The 16,992-nt window shown below is 75.9% G+C and carries 12 protein-coding genes; 3 read left to right on the top strand and 9 right to left on the bottom strand.

What is annotated here, in order from left to right; genetic code table 11:
• Positions 1–25: 25 nt before the first annotated feature.
• The 7 genes from R2737_00975 to R2737_00945 form a co-directional block, all read right to left on the bottom strand.
• A complete protein-coding gene (locus R2737_00975) occupies positions 26–2,053 on the bottom strand; it encodes a CocE/NonD family hydrolase (GenBank protein MEZ5114811.1) in 2,028 nt (675 codons plus the stop codon).
• The gene (locus R2737_00970; protein MEZ5114810.1) at positions 2,050–4,203 is read right to left on the bottom strand and encodes an acetate--CoA ligase family protein; all 2,154 of its coding nucleotides are present in this window, start codon (positions 4,201–4,203) and stop codon (positions 2,050–2,052) included. Before R2737_00970 ends, R2737_00975 begins: the two co-directional genes overlap by 4 nt.
• Complete coding sequence (locus R2737_00965) at positions 4,200–5,408, bottom strand: Glu/Leu/Phe/Val dehydrogenase dimerization domain-containing protein (protein MEZ5114809.1); 1,209 nt, start codon at positions 5,406–5,408, stop codon at positions 4,200–4,202. The genes R2737_00970 and R2737_00965 overlap by 4 nt, the downstream gene beginning before the upstream one ends.
• Positions 5,405–7,102, bottom strand: coding sequence for a thiamine pyrophosphate-binding protein (locus tag R2737_00960; GenBank protein ID MEZ5114808.1), 1,698 nt, complete (start codon positions 7,100–7,102; stop codon positions 5,405–5,407). The genes R2737_00965 and R2737_00960 overlap by 4 nt, the downstream gene beginning before the upstream one ends.
• Positions 7,099–8,298, bottom strand: a complete 1,200-nt coding sequence (locus tag R2737_00955) for an acyl-CoA dehydrogenase family protein (protein MEZ5114807.1) — start codon at positions 8,296–8,298, stop codon at positions 7,099–7,101. The genes R2737_00960 and R2737_00955 overlap by 4 nt, the downstream gene beginning before the upstream one ends.
• Before the next feature lie 80 nt (positions 8,299–8,378).
• Complete coding sequence (locus R2737_00950; GenBank protein ID MEZ5114806.1) at positions 8,379–8,942, bottom strand: lytic transglycosylase domain-containing protein; 564 nt, start codon at positions 8,940–8,942, stop codon at positions 8,379–8,381.
• Between the two features lie 78 nt (positions 8,943–9,020).
• Positions 9,021–10,592 (bottom strand): wax ester/triacylglycerol synthase family O-acyltransferase, encoded by a 1,572-nt coding sequence (locus tag R2737_00945; protein ID MEZ5114805.1) that lies wholly within the window; start codon positions 10,590–10,592, stop codon positions 9,021–9,023.
• 136 nt (positions 10,593–10,728) lie between these two features.
• On the opposite strand from R2737_00945, the gene R2737_00940 reads away from it, so the two are divergent.
• The 3 genes from R2737_00940 to R2737_00930 all read left to right on the top strand — a co-directional run bounded on the left by R2737_00940 (position 10,729) and on the right by R2737_00930 (position 13,427).
• Positions 10,729–11,928, top strand: a complete 1,200-nt coding sequence (locus tag R2737_00940) for a DUF697 domain-containing protein (GenBank protein MEZ5114804.1) — start codon at positions 10,729–10,731, stop codon at positions 11,926–11,928.
• A gap of 69 nt (positions 11,929–11,997) precedes the next feature.
• Positions 11,998–12,480, top strand: a complete 483-nt coding sequence (locus R2737_00935) for a hypothetical protein (protein ID MEZ5114803.1) — start codon at positions 11,998–12,000, stop codon at positions 12,478–12,480.
• Positions 12,481–12,494: 14 nt separating this feature from the next.
• On the top strand, positions 12,495–13,427 hold the full coding sequence (locus R2737_00930) for a DUF2817 domain-containing protein (GenBank protein ID MEZ5114802.1): 933 nt from the start codon (positions 12,495–12,497) through the stop codon (positions 13,425–13,427).
• A 367-nt stretch (positions 13,428–13,794) separates the two neighbouring features.
• Here R2737_00930 and R2737_00925 read toward each other — a convergent pair whose 3' ends face one another.
• Entirely contained in the window at positions 13,795–14,139 is a 345-nt protein-coding gene (locus R2737_00925; protein ID MEZ5114801.1) for a DUF4333 domain-containing protein, read from the bottom strand.
• Between the two features lie 878 nt (positions 14,140–15,017).
• Positions 15,018–16,946 carry a SulP family inorganic anion transporter gene (locus R2737_00920; GenBank protein ID MEZ5114800.1) on the bottom strand — a complete coding sequence of 643 codons (1,929 nt, stop codon included), beginning with the start codon at positions 16,944–16,946 and terminating at the stop codon, positions 15,018–15,020.
• Between the last annotated feature and the right edge of the window lie 46 nt (positions 16,947–16,992).

The raw sequence follows: 16,992 nt of genomic DNA, 5'->3' as shown, positions 1-16,992 counted from the left end.
CGCGCAGCGGCCGTCGGGGAGCGGGTCAGCCGAGGTCGCGGGGGATGCGCTCGTGCCAGGTCTGCCGGTGGTACGGCTCGCCGTCGGCGTCCACGGCCAGCGTGAGGGTGACGTCGTACGCCTCCTCATCCGCGACCAGGTCCAGCGTGGACGTGGACGTCACCGCGACCTCGGGCCACGTCACCGCGAACCGCGTGGTCGCCCGCGCGCCTTGCCGCCAGTCGCTGTCCCGCACGTCGACGGTCCCCGTGTAGTGCTCGCTGCAGCGGGCGCCGTGCAGCCCGTCGTACGTCGACCCGTGGTCGACGCTGGCGGACGTCGTCGAGGTCAGCACATCCCGTTCGGTCCACCAGCGCACGACGTCCTCGTCCGCCGATTCCTCCTGCGAGGCAGTCGCTTCCGGCGGCGCATCTGCTGACGGCGGCTCCGGCAGCACGGGTGCCGGGTAGGGCCCGGACCCCTCCACCACCGGCAGCAGCAGGTGGGAGGCGGCCAGGTCGACGTCGTAGCCCTGGCGCTGCGGCGGCGCCGCGGCGTTCGGCCACTCGGTCACCGACAGCGCGACCCGGATCCGCTCGCCCGGGGCGAACTCGTACGAGCATGCCTCCAGGCCGACCTCGACGTCGTACCACCGTCCCGGCTCGACCGGCGTCGGCGAGAGCGGGTCCTCACCGTCGAGGCGCTCCCGGTAGGACAGGTTGAGCAGACCCCGGGAGACCAGCAGCGAGGTGCCGTCGTCGGCCACGGCGCACAGCCGCACCGCGACCGCTGCGCGTTCCCGCTCCGGCCGCACCCGTAGTCGCACGACGGGGTACCCGACGACCACCGTGGGGTCGTCCACCGGGAGGTCGACGGTGACCGACCGCGCGTCGTCGTACCGCTGGTCGCCCGGCTGGCCCCACGGCAGCGCGCCGGCGCAGGAGTTCCACGCGGCCAGGCCCAGGTCGGGACCGTGCTCGACGCGCCGGGTCCCCGTTCCCAGCCCGACCTCGCGGAGGACGGTCCGTGCCTCCAGCGACGCCACCGACTCGCGGACCCAGCGGCCCGACCAGGCGTCCGCGGTCGGTGACGGCGGCGCGAAGCTGCGCACGAACAGCACCAGGTCGCCCTCGGCCGGAGTCGGCGCCGCCGCCGACTCCGGTGCCGGGTCGACGCCGCGCAGGTGCCGGTCGAACCACCGCGCCATCAGGGGTACGTGGTCCACCCGCGGGCCGGGCACCGCCGAGGTCGGCGCCTGGTGGCTCCACGGTCCGGCGAGCACCGACACCGGCGTGCCCGCCTCGACCAGCGCCCGCGCGGTCCGCAGCGAGTTGTTGCGGTAGCCGTCCGCCCACCCCACGACGAGCATCGTCGCGGCCGTGATCCGGTCGTACCCCGGCCGCAGCGAGCCGTGCCGCCAGTACGGGTCGCGCCGCTGCTCGCGCAGCCAGCGCAGCTGCCACGGCGGTGTCCCGGCCAGCCGCCGTTCCCACTCCTCGCGCCAGCCCTCGCCGTACAGCGCCGGGACCGGTGGCAGCGCGTTCATCGACAGCATGTACAGGGGGTAGTCCACCTGGTCGAGAAGACGGAGCACGCCGCCGTAGTAGTGCACGTCGTCGGTCCACCGGTCGTCGGTGGCGTACGACGCGCACACCGCTTTCAGCGCGGGCGGTCGCCGCATCGCGACCTGCAGCGAGTTGAACCCGCTCCACGACGTGCCGAACATCCCGACCGCGCCCGTGCACCACGGCTGCTCCGCGACCCAGGCGATGGTCGCGACCAGGTCGTCCTGCTCCTGCACGGGGTACTCGTCGGTCGCGATGCCCGGGCTGGAGCCGGTGCCGCGCAGGTCGACCCGCAGGACGGCGAGGTCGTGCTCGTCGCGGAAGCGGACGTACTCGGGGCGGTAGGTCGCGGTGAGGTCGTCCTTGCGGTACGGCAGCGCCTCCAGCAGCACCGGGACCCGGTGCTGCTCGCCGGCACCCGGGGGCAGGTACAGGGTGGCGGCCAGCCACGCCTCGTCAGGGAGCGGGACGCGCACCTCGGTCGCGGTCCCGGAGTGCGTCGCGGTCACATGCCCTCCTCGTCCGGCCCGTTGCCGACCCCGGGCCGCCACGCGCACCACGCGTCCAGCGCGACGGCTCCGCCGGGTCCGGCCAGCAGCGGGTTCACCTCGACCGCCTCCAGCGCGGGGTCCGCCAGCAGGACGTCGACCACCGCCCGGGCGCAGGCCACCACGGCGGCGCGGTCCACCGGGGAGGCCCCGCGCCAGCCGGCGAGGATCGGCGCCAGGCGCAGCCGGTCCAGCAGCGCGTCGGCCTGCTCCGCGGTGACCGGTGCCAGCGCGACGGCGGTGTCGGGCACCGCCTCCGCGTGGACGCCGCCGGCGCCCAGCAGCAGCACCGGTCCCGCGTGCGGGTCGCGGTGCGCGCCGACGACGAGCTCGACGGTGCCGGCCAGGGTGGTCATCCGCTCCACGGTGACCTCGATCGGACCCAGCCGTGCCACCAGCTCGGCCACGGCCCGGGTCACCTCGGCCGGGTCGGTCAGCCCCAGCAGGACGCCGCCGTGGTCGCTCTTGTGCGCCAGCGACGTCGCCTTCACCGCCACGGGGCCGCCGAGGTCGCGGGCCGCTCGGCCCGCCCGGGCCGGCAGGTCCGGACCGGCGGCCAGCACCTGCGCGTCCGGGAACGACACCCCGCGAGCCGCGAGCGCGGCACGTGCCTGGGCGTACCCGGACGAGGCACCGGCGGGTCGTCTCGTCGTGGCCACGGTGACCCCCGCACCGACGGGGGACGCACCGGCGGCGCGGTCCGGCACCGGCGGGTCGGGTCTCGGCGGGGCACCGGCCGCAAGTGCCGCGACCGCGTCCTCCACGCGCCCGACCACCGGCGTCCCTGCGTGCCGCCAGGCCTGCAGCGCCCCGGTGCCGGAGTCCGTCGGCGCCATCGTGTGCACCGCCAGCGCCACCCCGCGGTCGGCGGCCGCCGCCGCGAGGTCACGTGCCACGGCCGCCTCCTGCTCGGCCAGCCCGGCGACGTCGAGCGCGTAGCGGCCGAGATAGCCGGTGAGCAGCACCGCGTCCACCTCGCCGCTGTCCGCCAGCACCCGCACCGCCTGCGCGTACGTCGTCAGGTCGGCCTCGCCGGACCCGGCCAGGTCGACCGGGTTGTCGGTGACGGCACGGGGGGAGGGGAGCACGCGGACGAGGGCCTCGGCGGTCGCGACCGACAGCGGGGGGACGGCGAGGCCGCGCGCGGCGAGTGCGTCGGCGGCCAGGACTCCCTGGCCGCCGGAGTCGGACACCACGGCGACCCGGGTTCCGCGGCGCCGGACCGGCGCGGCCTGCCCCAGGGCGGCCGCCACCAGCGTCGCCGGGGTGTCGGCCCGGACCATCCCGGCGGCCCGGCACACCGCGTCGATCACGGCGTCCCCGGCCGCCAGCGCCTGCGTGTGGGAGGCGGCGGCGCGGGCGCCGGCGACGCTGGTCCCGGGGGCCAGCAGGGTCATGCCGACGCCGGCCGCGGCCAGCTCGGCGGCGACGGCGACCAGGTCCCGGGCGTCGCCGAGGTCCTCCGCGTAGACGCACACGGACCGGGTGTCGGCGTGCCCGACCAGCCCGAGCAGCGCGTCGACGACCCCGAGCCCGCGCGGGCCGACCGAGACGAACCGGGCGACGCCCCGCCCGTGGGCGGCGAGGAGCCCGGCGACCTCCAGGCCGACCTGCCCGCTCTGGCTCACGACCGCGATGTCACCGGGTGGGATCTCGCCCCAGGCGAGGCTGAGGTCGACGGCGTGGTCGACCAGGCCGAGGCAGTTGGGGCCGAGCAGGACGGCGTTCGCTGCGGCGACCAGCGCGGCCAGGTCGGCCTCGGCGGCCGCCCGGGCCCCCGGATCCGTGCCGTCGCCGACGTCGGCGGTGATCACGACGAACGCACGGGCTCCCGCGGTCAGGCCCTCCTGCACGACGGCGCGGACCGCCGGCCCGGGCACGGCCACGGCGACCAGGTCGACCGGGCCGGCGTCGCCCACGCGCGCGAGCGCCGGTCGGCCCAGCACCCGACCGGCGGTGGCCGCGACCCGTTCGTTGACCAGGTGCACGTGGCGCCGGTGCGCCCCGCCGAGAGCGCCGCGGGCCAGCCAGTGGCCCCACGACGACGGGTCGTCGGAGGCGCCGACCACCGCGACGGACTGTGGGTCGGCCAGTGCCTGGGGCCACGTCACGCGGCAGCGCCGGGTCCGGGCCCCGCGTGCCGGGCCAACGTCTGCTCCGCCAGGTCCATCGCCGCCGCGCGCGGCGTGCGTCCGCGCGTCGCCGCCTCGTCGAGCACCTGCGTGACCAGCTCGGTCATCGCGGTGCGCACCAGGTCGTACGACTCCCGCTGCGACGACGGGTCGGCCACGTCGCCGAAGAACACCCACCACCACCAGGAGTTGGTGGCGGAGTTGGCCACGAAGTCCGGCAGCACCGTCACACCGCGTCGGGCCAGCGCCGACTCGGCCGCCGCGGTGACCGGCAGGTTGGCTCCCTCGACGACCCAGCGCGCGCGCACCCGGTGCTCGTCGTGCAGGTCCAGGCAGTACGACACCGCCGCCGGCACCAGGAGCTCGGCCTCGACGTCCAGCCACTCCTCCCGGGGGCGCAGCCGGTCGCCGGGCCGCAGTGCCGTCCGGTCGACGCGCCCCAGCGGGTCCCGGCCGGCCAGCAGGGCCTCGACATCCAGCCCGTCCGGGTTCTCCACGACCCCGTCCACGTCGGCCACCGCGACCACGCGGACGCCGCTGCGGGCCAGGAACCGGGCCGCCGCGCCGCCGATGGACCCGAACCCCTGCACGGTCGCGCGCACGTCCCCCGGCGCGGTGCCGTCGTGCTGCACCGCGGTCAGCGCCGACACGGCCACGCCGAGCCCCCCGACGAGGTCCCCGATGCTGACGCCCGCGTCGGTGACGGCGAAGGCGTCCCGCACCCGCTGCATGGCCGCCTGCGGGGTCTCGGTCAGCAGCGGGTACGCAGCAACCAGCGTGCTGCTGAGACCGGCCCGGTCGGCGGCCAGGTCCACCTGCTCCTGGCGCAGCCCGAGGTCCTCGCCGAAGCTCCAGTACGCCTCGGCCAGCGGCTTCATCGCGGCGACGTAGCGGTCCAGTACGCCCTGCGCCCGCGGGTCCGCCGGGTCGAGGTCGATGCCGCCCTTCGCCCCGCCCATCATCGGCCGGCGCATCCCGGGCCGGTGCCCCACCGCCTCCTTGACGGTCATGCCGTACGCCAGGTCGGCGACCTCCTGCACGGTGACGCCGCGGCGCATCCGCAGCCCGCCCGAGGCGACGCCGTGGGCCAGCCGGTCCACCACGAGGTAGCCGACGACACCGGTCTCCGGGTCGGTCCAGCGCACGTCCAGGAACGGTGCGCGGCGGGCCGCGTGCCCGCTCACGGCCGGGTCTCCCGGACCGCGACCAGCGTCACCCCGGGCTGCGCCCATGCCGCCCGCACCGCGTCCGCCACCTGCGGGCCGCAGGCCGGGTCGCCGCTGTGCGCCGTCGGCTGGACGCACCGCGCGCCGAACGCGGCCGCCAGCGCCGGCCAGTCCGGTGCGGTCAGGTCCACCGCCACCGGGCGCTCGCCGCGGCCGAGGAACTGGTCGCGGATCTCGCCGTACCCGCCGTTGTCCAGGACGACGACGGGGACGCCGACCCCGGCCGCTACGGCCACGTCGCGCAGCGTCGCCAGCTCCGCCACGGTGAACATCAGGCCACCGTCGCCGGCGAGTGCGAGCACGGGCCGGTGGGGGGCGGCGCACACGGCGCCCACGGCTGCGGGCACGGCCCAGCCGAGGGTCCCGAAGCCGGTGGGGAAGAGGTAGGACGAGGCTGAGTGCACCGGGAGCGCGACCTGGGCGGCGTAGTAGGCCACCGTGGCGTTGTCGGCGGTGACCACGGTGTCGGCGGGGAGCGCGTCGCGCAGCCCGTCGAGGAGTCCGCGCCAGCGCACGGACCGCGTCAGCGCCTCGCCCCGGACCTGCTGCGCCACAGCCGGTTCGAGCGCGGTGGGGCGAGGCAGGCGCTCGGGAAGCTCCGCGAGCAGCAGCGGGAGGGTCACCTCCGCACGGCCCGGCAGCAGGACCGTATGGCCCGGTGCGTTGCGTTCGCGCATCGTGGCGTCGACGTCGAGGCGTACGACCGTCGCGGGCAGCTCGATCCGCTCCACCCAGGTGTCGGACTCGGCCAGCTCGCACCCGACCACGACCACGGCGTCGCAGTCGCGGAGCAGCCGGTGCACCGAGGGCAGGTGGAGGACGGCTCCCAGCACCCGGGGGTCGGACTCGTCGACGGTGCCGCGGCCGTTGACCGAGGTGACCACCCACGCGTCGAGCCGTTCCGCGAGGTCCAGGACCGCGGCGGCCGCACGACGGGCGCCGCCACCGGCCACCACCACGACGCGCTCGCGGTCGGCCAGTGCGGCGGCGGCCGCCCGCACCGCCCGCGGCTCATCCGTCGTCGCGGCGGACCCGGTCAGTGCCGGCGAGGCGTGCGTCGGGTCCGGGCCGGCCGGCGCCGCTGCGGGGGTCGGAACCGAGTCGACCAGGTCGAGGGGGAGCTCGAGGTAGCCGGGCCGTGGCCGCCCGGTACGTGCCCGCGTGACGACGGCAGCTACGGCGGCATCGACCCCGGCGGCGTCGTGCGCGCGCCAGGCACCGTCGACGCAGGCGGCGATCGCCGCCGTCTGGTCCGGCATCTCGTGCAGTCGCCCGGTCGGCAGGTCCGGCTTGGTCGTCGGCATGCCGGGGGCCACCAGCAGGGTGGCCGAGGAGTCGCTCCACGCCTGCGCGAGCGCGGCGGCTGCGTTGAGGGCTCCGGGGCCCGTGGTCGTCACCAGCACGCCGACACCGGGTCCCGGGCCGGCGACCCCCGTGATGCGGGCGTACGCATCGGCGGCGTAGCCGGCGCCCTGCTCGTGCCGGGTCACGACCACGCGCAGGCCACGGTCGGCGACGGCCGTCACCAGCCCGAGGTTGTGCGTCCCCGGGATGGCGAACACGGTGTCCACCCCGTGGCGGGCCAGCGCGTCGGCGACCGCACTCCCGAGCCCGGGTCCCGCCGCGGGACCGGTCTCGTCCGGCACGGTCACGCGCCGTCCCGCGCGATCGCGCGGGCCACCACGAGCCGCTGGATGTCGCTGGTGCCCTCCTCGATCTCCTCGAGCTTGGCGTCGCGCATCCACTTCTCCACCAGGAACTCCCGGCTGTAGCCCCACCCGCCGAGCGTCTGCACGGCGGCCCAGGTGCACAAGACCGCGGCCTCGCTCGCGGCCAGCTTGGCCTGGGCGGAGGCCACCGTGGCGTCCGCCCCCGAGTCGAGGCGGCGCGCGGCCCGCCACACCAGCAGCCGGGCGGCGTCGATGCGGGTGAGCATGTCCGCCAGCCGGAAGCCGACCGCCTGGTGCTCGACGATCGGAGCGCCGAACTGGGTACGCTGCCGGGCGTACTCCGCCGCAGTCTCGTACGCGGCCCGCGCGCAGCCCACGGCCGCGGCACCGAGGACGGTGCGCGAGATGTCGAAGGTCCTCATCAGCCCGCGGAACCCCTGGCCCTCGCCGCCGAGCCGGTCGTCCTCCGCGACCTCGACCCCGTCCAGGAACACCTCGGTGTTGACGATCGCCCGCTGGCCCATCTTCTTCATCGGCGGGCCGAAGGACAGGCCGGGAGCGTCGCGGTCCAGCACGAACGCCGTGATCCCGCGCGAGCGCGTCCCCGGCTCGACCGTCGCGAAGACGACGTAGGTCCGGGCCACGCCACCGTTGGAGATCCAGGCCTTCTGGCCGGTGAGCCGGTAGCCGCCGGGGATCCGATCGGCCCGGGTGGTGAGCGAGGCCGCGTCGCTGCCGACGCCCGGCTCGGTGACCGCCACCGCGGTCTGCGGGGCGTCCGGGGCGCCCAGCGGCTCCAGCCAGCGCCGGCACTGCTCGGGAGTGCCCAGCTCCAGCACCGGGTCGGCGAAGAAGCCGTTGCTGGTCACCAGGTTGGCCAGTCCCAGGTCGCCGACGGCCAGTTCCTCCACCGCCAGGCACTGGGTGAAGACGTCGGTCACGCCCCCGCCCCCGTACTCGCGGGGGAGCATGAACGCGGCGATCCCCGACTCGGTCGCCGCACGCCACACCTGCCAGGAGGTGTCGGCGCCGGGGTGGGCGTTGTCCTCCTCGTCCACCGCCCGGGCGTGGGGGCGCAGCACGTCAGCGGCGAACCGTCGGCACAGGTCGATGACGTCGCGCTGCTCGTCGCTCAGCGGGACGAGCTCGGTGGGGGGCTGCGCGAGCCGTTCCGACACCGTCCACCCCCTCCTCGGCTTACTGACTGGCGGGTCAGTCTAGGGGGAGCTCGGGGGTGCCACCAGGGCACCCGTCGGGGTCAGAGCCGGATGTCCTGGGCACGCTGCAGGATGCGCTCGACGTACGCCTCGGTCTCGGGGAACGGCGGCACCCCGCCGTAGCGCTGCACCGCGGAGTGCCCGGCGTTGTAGGCCGCCAGGATGTTGGTCACCCGGTCACCGGGGACCGAGCGCACCAGGTCGCGGTTGATGCAGTTGAGCTCGGCCGCGGAGTGGATGGCGTCCGCCGGGCTCCAGACGTCGGTGTCGCCGTCGCCGTCCCCGTCGATGCCGTACTGGTTCCAGGTCTGCGGCATGAACTGCGCGATGCCCTGCGCGCCCGCCCTGCTGACCGCGGTCGAGTCCCAGCCGCTCTCCTGGGCCAGCTGCGCGGCGAACACCTTCACCGGTACGGCGGGGCAGCGCTTGGCGGCCTGCTTCACCAGCGCGCGGTACTCCTGCGGTACCTCGTCGGGGCCGAACAGCGGCGCGCCGCTGCGTGCACCGCCGGCCAGCGCGGCCCCGGCCAGGGCGCCCCCCGCGAGCATCGCGACGGCGGCCACGCCGGCGACCACGGCGGTCGCGCGACGCCGACGACGGGGCATGCGGGGCTCCAGGAGGGGTGAGGCGGTCCTCCACGGTAACCCGGATGACGCCGCGCGCCGAACCGGAGCGCGGCGGTGTCAGTCGGCGGCGGGCTTCGCCGCCCGGGGGCGGGTGGCCTTCTTCCCCGTCGCGCCGCCGGACTTGCCCGATCCCGCCTTCGCGGCCCGCTTCTTGGCCGGCTTCGGGGCAGCCGCCTCGGCCGGTTCGGCGGCGGCCAGCTTCGCCTCGGCTGCGCTCTCCCCTGACGGCGGGGTGCCCACCGCCAGCACGTCGCCGAAGGCCTGGTCGAGGTAGCGCACCAGCCGCTCCGCGTCCGGCACCGCCTGGGTGTCGATGTTGATGCCGATCTCGGCCCGGCCGTCGTACGACATCAGGCCGATGTTCACGGCGGCGCCCGCCTTCGGCGCGAACGGCACCAGCTGGAGCACCTTGGCGCCGGCCAGGTAGACCGGGAACGGCGGTCCGGGCACGTTGGTCGCGGCGACGTCGGTGCCCTTCATCAGGCCGCCGGCGACGGCCGTGGTCACCGGCTGCGGCAGCGTCGCCAGCACCCGGAACACCTGACCGGAGATGGGCAGCGCCGGCTCGCTGCGGGCCTGCTTCAGCAGCGGGTGCAGCGCCTTGATCCGGGCGCCGGCGTCCTCCTGGTCGATCGGCAGCGGGAAGCGGGCGGGCACCCAGGCGTTGCCTCCCGCGCGGCTGTCGTCCTTGCTGCGCAGGTTGACCGGCATGTTGATGCGCAGCGCCTGCGGGGTCTGCCCGTGGTAGTCGTGGTACGAGCGCAGGCCGCCCGCGACGGCCGCGATGAACGCGTCGTTGAGCGTGCCGCCGACCGCCTTGCCGGCCCGCTTGAGGTCGTCAAGGGAGTACTCGAGCAGGTCCAGCCGCACGGACAGCGAGCGTCCGGTCATCACCGGGCTCAGCGGGGTCCCCGCCGGTGCCAGCAGGCGTCCCGCGGACGCCGCGAACGCGGTCGCCGCACCCGCGGTCCCGACCGGGTCGCTGACCGCCTTGCGCACCAGGTCCAGGCCGCCGTCCACGGCGCCGCGCACCTGGTCCACCGCCGTGCGGGTCTCGTACTCCACCCCGTTGAGCACGCGGCGGATCGGGTCGAGCACGTTCAGCGCCGGGACGTCGGGCTCGGGCCCGAGGTCGTCGCGCGGCGCGGGGGTGAAGTCGAACAGTGACGCCGCGATGCGCATGCCGCCGACGCCGTCGGTCACCGAGTGGTGGATCTTGAACAGCAGCGCGGCCCGGTCGCCGTCCAGGCCGGTGACCAGCGTCATCTCCCACAGCGGCCGGTCCCGGTCGAAGTCCTGCTCGGCCATCTGCGCGGCCATGTCCAGGACCGGGCGCAGCGTGCCGTCGGTGCGAGGGGCGCGGACCCAGCGCAGGTGGTACGACAGGTCGAAGTTGGGGTCGGTCTCCCAGCGCGGCGGCACCAGCGACATCGGGTTGCCGATGACCCGCTGGCGCAGGGCCGGCACCTCGCGGGTCAGCCGCTCGACCCGGGCGGTGCCGGTGGGCACGTCCGGCGGGCTCTCCAGCACGACCAGGACCACGATCACCGAGCGCAGCAGCGGGTCGTCCTCGACGCCCCACATCACCGCGTCGAACGCGCCCATCCGGTCCTCGTCGACCTGCGCCACCGTCGCCACCTCCCACGCCGAGCGCCGTGGCCACCTCCCGCGGCCGTCGCTGCGCACGCTAGTCGCCGCCGTACCGGTATGCCCGCGAACCCGGTGATCGCCGGGCGGGACGACCCGAGGGACGTACGGTGAGCCCGTGACCACGCCGCCACCCGGTTCCGGAGTGCCCGCCGTCCCGGACCCCGGGTCCGGATCCGGACCGGGCCGCGACTACGCCCGGTCCGACCTGGAGGCGATGTTCGCGCAGCAGCTGCACGAGGCCTTCCGGGCGCTGGGCTGCTTCAACCTGGCCGTGTTCGGCAAGACCGGGGTCGGCAAGTCGACCCTGGTCAACGCGATCTTCGGACGCGAGGTGGCGCAGACCGGGCTGGGTCGCCCGGTGACCCGCGGGCTCGTCTACTACCGGCACCCGGACGGCTTCCTGGGCCTGTACGACTCCGAGGGCTTCGAGACCGGCACCTCCGGAGACGCGATCCTCGGCGGGCTGCGGCGGCTGGTGGACGAGCACCGCACCCGGCCGGTGGACGAGCGGATCCATGCGGCCTGGTACCTCGTGCGCTGGTCGGACCGGCGGTTCGAGGACCGGCAGGCGGAGTTCGTCCGGGCCCTGGACGCGCTGGGGCTGCCGGTCGTGGTCGTGCTCACCCAGGTGCCGAGCCGGGACGGGGTGCCGCACCCGGAGGCGGTGGAGCTGGCCCGCTACATCGAGGACCTACGGCTGCCGCTGCGCCCGCAGGGCCGGGTGGTGCTCACCAACGCCCTGCCGGACGCGTTCACCGGCGCCCCGGTGTTCGGGCTGCGCGAGCTGCTGGACGCGACGTACGCCGTCGTGCCGGAGGCGGCCTCGCGCGCCCTGACCGCGGCGCAGGTCCTCGACTTGGAGCGCAAAAGACAGGCGGCTCGGTCGATTGTGGCGCAGGCGGTCGCGGTAGCCGCCGGGATCGGGGCCACCCCCATCCCGTTCGCGGACGCCGCCCTGCTCGTGCCCAACCAGGTCACGATGATCGCGCGGCTGACGGCGGCGTACGGGCTGCCGCCGCAGCGCTCGCGCGCCCTGGCCGCGGCGGGCGCGGTGGTCCTGACGGGGGGCGCGACGATGGCGGGTCGGTACGCGGTCACCAGCCTGCTCAAGGTCGTGCCGGGTGGCGTCGTGGCCGGGTCGGCGATCTCGGCGGGGGTCGCCGGGTCCCTGACGAAGGCGGTGGGCGTGGCCTGGTCCCGGGTGTGCGAGCACGCACTGGTGCTCGACGCCGGGGAGCGGGAGAAGTTCCTGTCGGGACCGGGGGTGCGGGACCTGTTCCTGGCCTACCTGCGCAAGCCGGACGGCACGCGCTAGCGTCGAGCCAGACACCCGGGTCCGTACCTCCCGGGTCGGGACGTACGAGTCGAAGAAGGTGGTCCGACCATGAAGAAGATGCTCCTGGTTGCCGCGGCGGTCGCCGGGGCCGCGGTGGGCGTGATCATGCTCAAGCGTCGCGGCGAGGCCGAGGCCGTGGGCGACAGCGTCGGGGCCTGGGCCGGCTCGGTCTCCGACTCGGTGTCCGGCGCTGCGACCAAGGCCGCCGACGCCGCGTCCGGTGCGGCCACGTCCGCGGCGAAGGCGGCCGACAAGGCCGCCCAGAAGGTGTCGGACGCCGCCTCGACGGCGGGCGAGGCCGCCGGCGAGCGGGTGGCGCAGGCCGCCGACGCCGTCAGCGGTGCCGCGGCCGAGGCCGGCTCCGCGGCGACCAAGGCGGCGGAGAAGACGTCCAGCGCGGCGTCGAAGGCGGCCAAGAAGACCGCGGAGACCGCGCAGGAGGTGGCCGACACCGCCGCCGACGCCGCGAAGACCGCGGCGGAGGAGTCGCAGAAGGCCGCCGAGGACGCGGCCCCGAAGGCGGACGGCTGACCCGCTCGCGCGAGGTGAGAGCCCGGCCGGTCACCGGCCGGGCCCTCGGCCTGCCCGGTCCCCTCCGGGGAGTGCTGCGCGGCGTGCTGGCGGGCGGGGTTGCCGCGGGCCTGGCGGCCGGGTTGCTCGTGCTGCCGGCGGTGGCGGCGGCACCCGCGGAGCCGAGTGACCCCACGGTGTCCGGGCCGGCCTCGGGAACGGCGGGCTCGCCCTCGGGTGATCCGAACGCGTCTGCGGACCCGTCCGCGTCCGCGTCGGTTGCGGCGGAGCCGGCCGACCCGGTGGCCGCGCTGCCCCGGGTGGTGCGGGTGGGCACCTCGGTCCAGGGTCGCGAGATCGTCGCCCGCCGGTTGGGCAACCGCAACGCCACCCGAGTGGTCCTGGTCCTCGGGCAGATCCACGGCAGCGAGCCGGCCGGGCGCCGGGTGGTGTCGGCGCTGCGGCGGGAGACGGCGCCGCGCGGCGTCCAGATCTGGACCATCTCCACGCTCAACCCCGACGGCGCCCGGGTCGGCGGTCGCCGCAACGCCCGCGGCGTGGACCTCAACCGGAACTTCCCGTACAACTGGCTGGGCTCCACCGGGTCCCGCGTCACCTGGCCGGGTCCGCGCCCGCTGAGCGAGCCGGAGTCGAAGGCCGCGGTGCGGTTCCTGCGGGTGCTGCGGCCGGACGCGATCCTCAGCTACCACCAGCCGTTCGGGCTGATCGACGTCACCGGCGACAAGACCAGGGCGTGGGCGCGCAAGCTGGCCCGCTGGATCGGGCTGCGCCCCTCGGTCGCGTCGTGCAGCGGGCCCTGCGGCGGGACCCTGACCGGCTGGTACAACGCGACCTTCCCCGGCTGGGCCATCACCGTGGAGCTGCCGTCGTACGTGTCCCAGGACCTCGTCGACCGCAACGTGGCCGCGATCCTGCGGGTCTCGACCCGCATCGTCGACCACCCCTGACCGGCCCACCCGGACCGGCCCACCCTGACCGGCCCACCCTGACCGGCCCACCCTGACCGGCCCACCCTGACCGGCCCACCCCGACCGGCCCACCCCGGTCGAAACGCGCTCCGCCTATTCCCGGCCCCGCCGGCCCCGCTGACGACCGTGCCCCCCGATCCTCGGACGGAATGAGTCTGGGCGTTGCTTACCGGCCGGAATCGGGCGTCCAAACGACGCCCAGACTCATTCCGTCGTGGGGTGAGTGGACCCGGTGCGTGGAGTCGCGAGCGGCGGGGGTGACGTGGGGGTGACGCGTGAGGGAAGGGGGGAGTGGATCTTCCGCGGAAGATCCACTCCCCCCTCGGGAGGTCGGGGTCGGTCGGTCCTAGGGCTCGCGGTCCGTCAGCTCCCAGGTCACGTTGCCCTGGTCATCGTCCTCGGTGATGACGACGACGCGCTTGGTGCCCGAGCTGTCGCTGGCGACGCACTCGAACGTGTAGCCCGTCTCCACCGGCTGGTCGGCCGGGCAGTCGACGGTGATGGTGTCGCCGATCCGGGTGGTGAGCTCCGCCGCGATCTGGGTCTCCAGCTTGGTGGTGTCGAGCACCTTGGCGTTCTTCAGCACCAGCCAGATGCCCGCGCCCGCGAGGGCCAGCAGGACGACCACCAGCACGACCAGGGTGACGATGAGGCCGGTGCGCTTCTTCTTCGGCGGGGCGCCGGCGGGCACCTGCTGGGCGTAGCCGGCCTGGGGGTAGCCGGCCTGGGGGTACCCACCTGGCCCGGGGGCGCCGGCGGCCGGAGGGCCCGCCGCAGGAGGAACCGCCGATGCGGGCTGGGCCGCGGGCTGCAGCGCGGGCGCGCTGGGCGGCGGACCGGAGGGGGCCTGCGCCGCCGGCGGTGTGGCGGCGGGAGGTGCGCTCGCCGGGGGCCCGGCCGCGGGCGGCGGTGATGCCGCCGCGCCGGCAGCCGCCCCTGCAGCCGCGCCGGCCGCGGCAGCGGCGGCGGGGGCGGCCGAACCACCCGAGGACTGCGACCCCGGGGATGAGGCGGGTGGCTGCGCGGGCGGGCTGGCCGGAGGCTGTGCCGGCGGAGTTGCTGCCGGCGGCGCTGAGGTGCCGGCTGCGGGTGCCGCCGCGGCCGCTGCTGCGGGGGCCGCGCCGGCAGGAGGCGTCGATGCGGGCGGCGGAGATGCGGCCGGGGGGGCCTGTGCCGGGGGAGCGGCGGCCGGGGGAGCCTGTGCCGGCGGTGCGGCGGCCGGGGGAGCGGCGGCCGGGGGTGCGGCGGCCGGGGGAGCCTGTGCCGGCGGTGCCGCTGCCGGGGGAGCCGCGGCCGGGGGAGCCGCGGCCGGAGGCTGCTGGGCTGCGGGTGTCGGCCGCTCGGCGTAGTGCTCGGTCCAGCGGGCGCCGTCCCACCAGCGCAGTCGTCCGTCACCCTCCGGTGCGGCGTACCACCCGGGTCCCGGCGTCCCGCCCGTGCCCATGCTCATCTGGCTCTCCCCTGGTTGTCGCCGCTCGCTGCGGCGTCGGGCCCAGCCTCCCAAACCAGCCCGGCGTCGCGCACGGCCTCGGACCGATCCGGCGCGGCGTGTCCCGCTCGGCGCGCCCGCTACCGCGTCCGTCGGGCGGCGGGGCGCTCGTTCTCGTCCTCGTCGTCGTCCCCGTCGTGGTGGTGGTCCACCGCGATCCGCTCCTCGTGCGGGTCGTAGTCGGGGCCCTCGTCGCCGTCGGAGTCCGTCCCGTCCGCCGCGTGCTCGGCCCCGACCCTTGCCAGTTCCGGCGCGCCCTCCGTCGGCGTTGCCTGACCCTTGAGCCCGAGGTCCTTGCGGGCGGCCTTCACCCCCTGGGAGATGCTGTGCCACATCCGGTCGCGGCCGAGCGCCTCCTCGAAGCCGGACTTCCGCAACACCCCCCGGGCGCGGTGGAACACCCGGACCAGGTACAGCCGTACCCCCTGCTCGCGCAGGTCCTTCAGCAGCTCGAACATCATGTCCACGCTGGTGGTGTCGAGCTGGTTGGTGGCTTCGAGGTCGAGGAGCAGCGCGACGGTGCCGGGGTTGCGGGCCACCTCCGCGAGGACCGCGTCGCGCACCTGGGCGGCGTCGACCCAGAACAGTGGCGAGTCCAGCCGCAGGACGAGGATGCCGGGCACGGTCACCCGGTCCGGATGTCGGGCCACGCTGCCCCAGGCGGCCTTCTCACCCGGGACCTTGCCCATGACGTCGATGTCGACCCGGCTGGAGCGGTAGACCAGCCCGAGCACCGACTGCGCGACCGCCGCGAGCAGGCCGTACAACGGCCCGAGCACCAGCACGCCGAGCAGCGCAGCCAGCGCGGAGACGAAGTCGTTGCGGCGGATCCGGCGATAGCGCAGCATCGCCGGGACGTCCATCAGCCCCCACACCGCCTGGATCACGATCGCGGACAGCACCGTACGAGGCAGCCCGGACAGCAGCCCCGCGGCGGCCAGCAGGACGACGACGACCACCGCGGCGGCCACGAGGCTGTACATCTGGCTGCGGGCCCCGGACCGATCCGCGGCCGCGGTCTTCGACAGGCTGCCCGCGACGCCGAGCCCGCCGGTGAACCCCGACGCGAGGTTGGCCGCCCCGGTGGCCAGGAACTCCTGGTCCGCGGACACCGGCGCTCCCGAGCGGGACGCGAACAGCCGGGCCGCGCTGAGGCCCTCGCCCAGCCCGACCAGCGCCAGTGCGGCCCCGCCGGCCAGGATCGCGGGGAAGTCGCCGACCCCGACCCCGGGCAGTCCGATCGGCGGCAGCCCGTCGGGCACGTACCCGATGACGGCGACGCCCCGACCGGCCAGGTCCAGGGCGTTGGACGCGACGATGCCCGCCACGACGAGCAGCAGGCCCCAGGGGAACCGAGGGGCGAACCTGGCGCCGAGGAACAGCACGGCCAGCGAGCCGACGCCGATGGCGGCCGTGAGCGGGTTCAGGTCGGTGATGTGGCTGACCAGGGACCCGATCCGGTCGAGCACCCCGCCGGACTCCGCGGGCAGCCCCAGCAGGGACGGCAGTTCGCCGAGGATGATGAGGATGACCAGCCCGAACACGAAGCCGGTGATGATCGGGCGGGACAGGAACTCCGCGGCCCAGCCCAGCCGGAGCAGGCCGGCGACGAGCAGCACGAGCCCGGTCGACAACGCCAGCGCCGACGTGAGGGCCATCGCCCGCGCCGGGTCCTGGGCCGCAGACCCGAGCATCCCAGCGACCAGCGTTCCGGAGAGCACCGAGACGGTCGAGACCGGACCGAGGAACAGGGTCCGCGAGGTCCCGAGCAGGGCGTACATCACCAGCGCCCCGGGGATGGCGTACAGGCCGACCTGGACCGGCACGCCCGCGATGCCGGCGTAGCCCAGCGCCTGCGGCACCGCCAACGCGGCGACGACCAGACCCGCGACCAGGTCGCGGCTGATGCGGGACCAGCGGTACGCGGGCAGCCAGGTCAGGGCGGGGACCCGGTCGCGGACGCGGTCGCCGAGGGTGCGGACCTCGTCCTCAGGAGTCGTCTGCGTCATGGCCACCTGCCGGTCCGGTGCCGTTCACGCGGCGTTCATGCGGGCA

Source organism: Candidatus Nanopelagicales bacterium, from assembly GCA_041393815.1.
GTDB lineage: Bacteria > Actinomycetota > Actinomycetes > S36-B12 > JAWKJK01 > JAWKJK01.
Note: the sequence above shows the minus strand (reverse complement) of the source record. Positions and strands in the feature narration are given on the sequence as shown.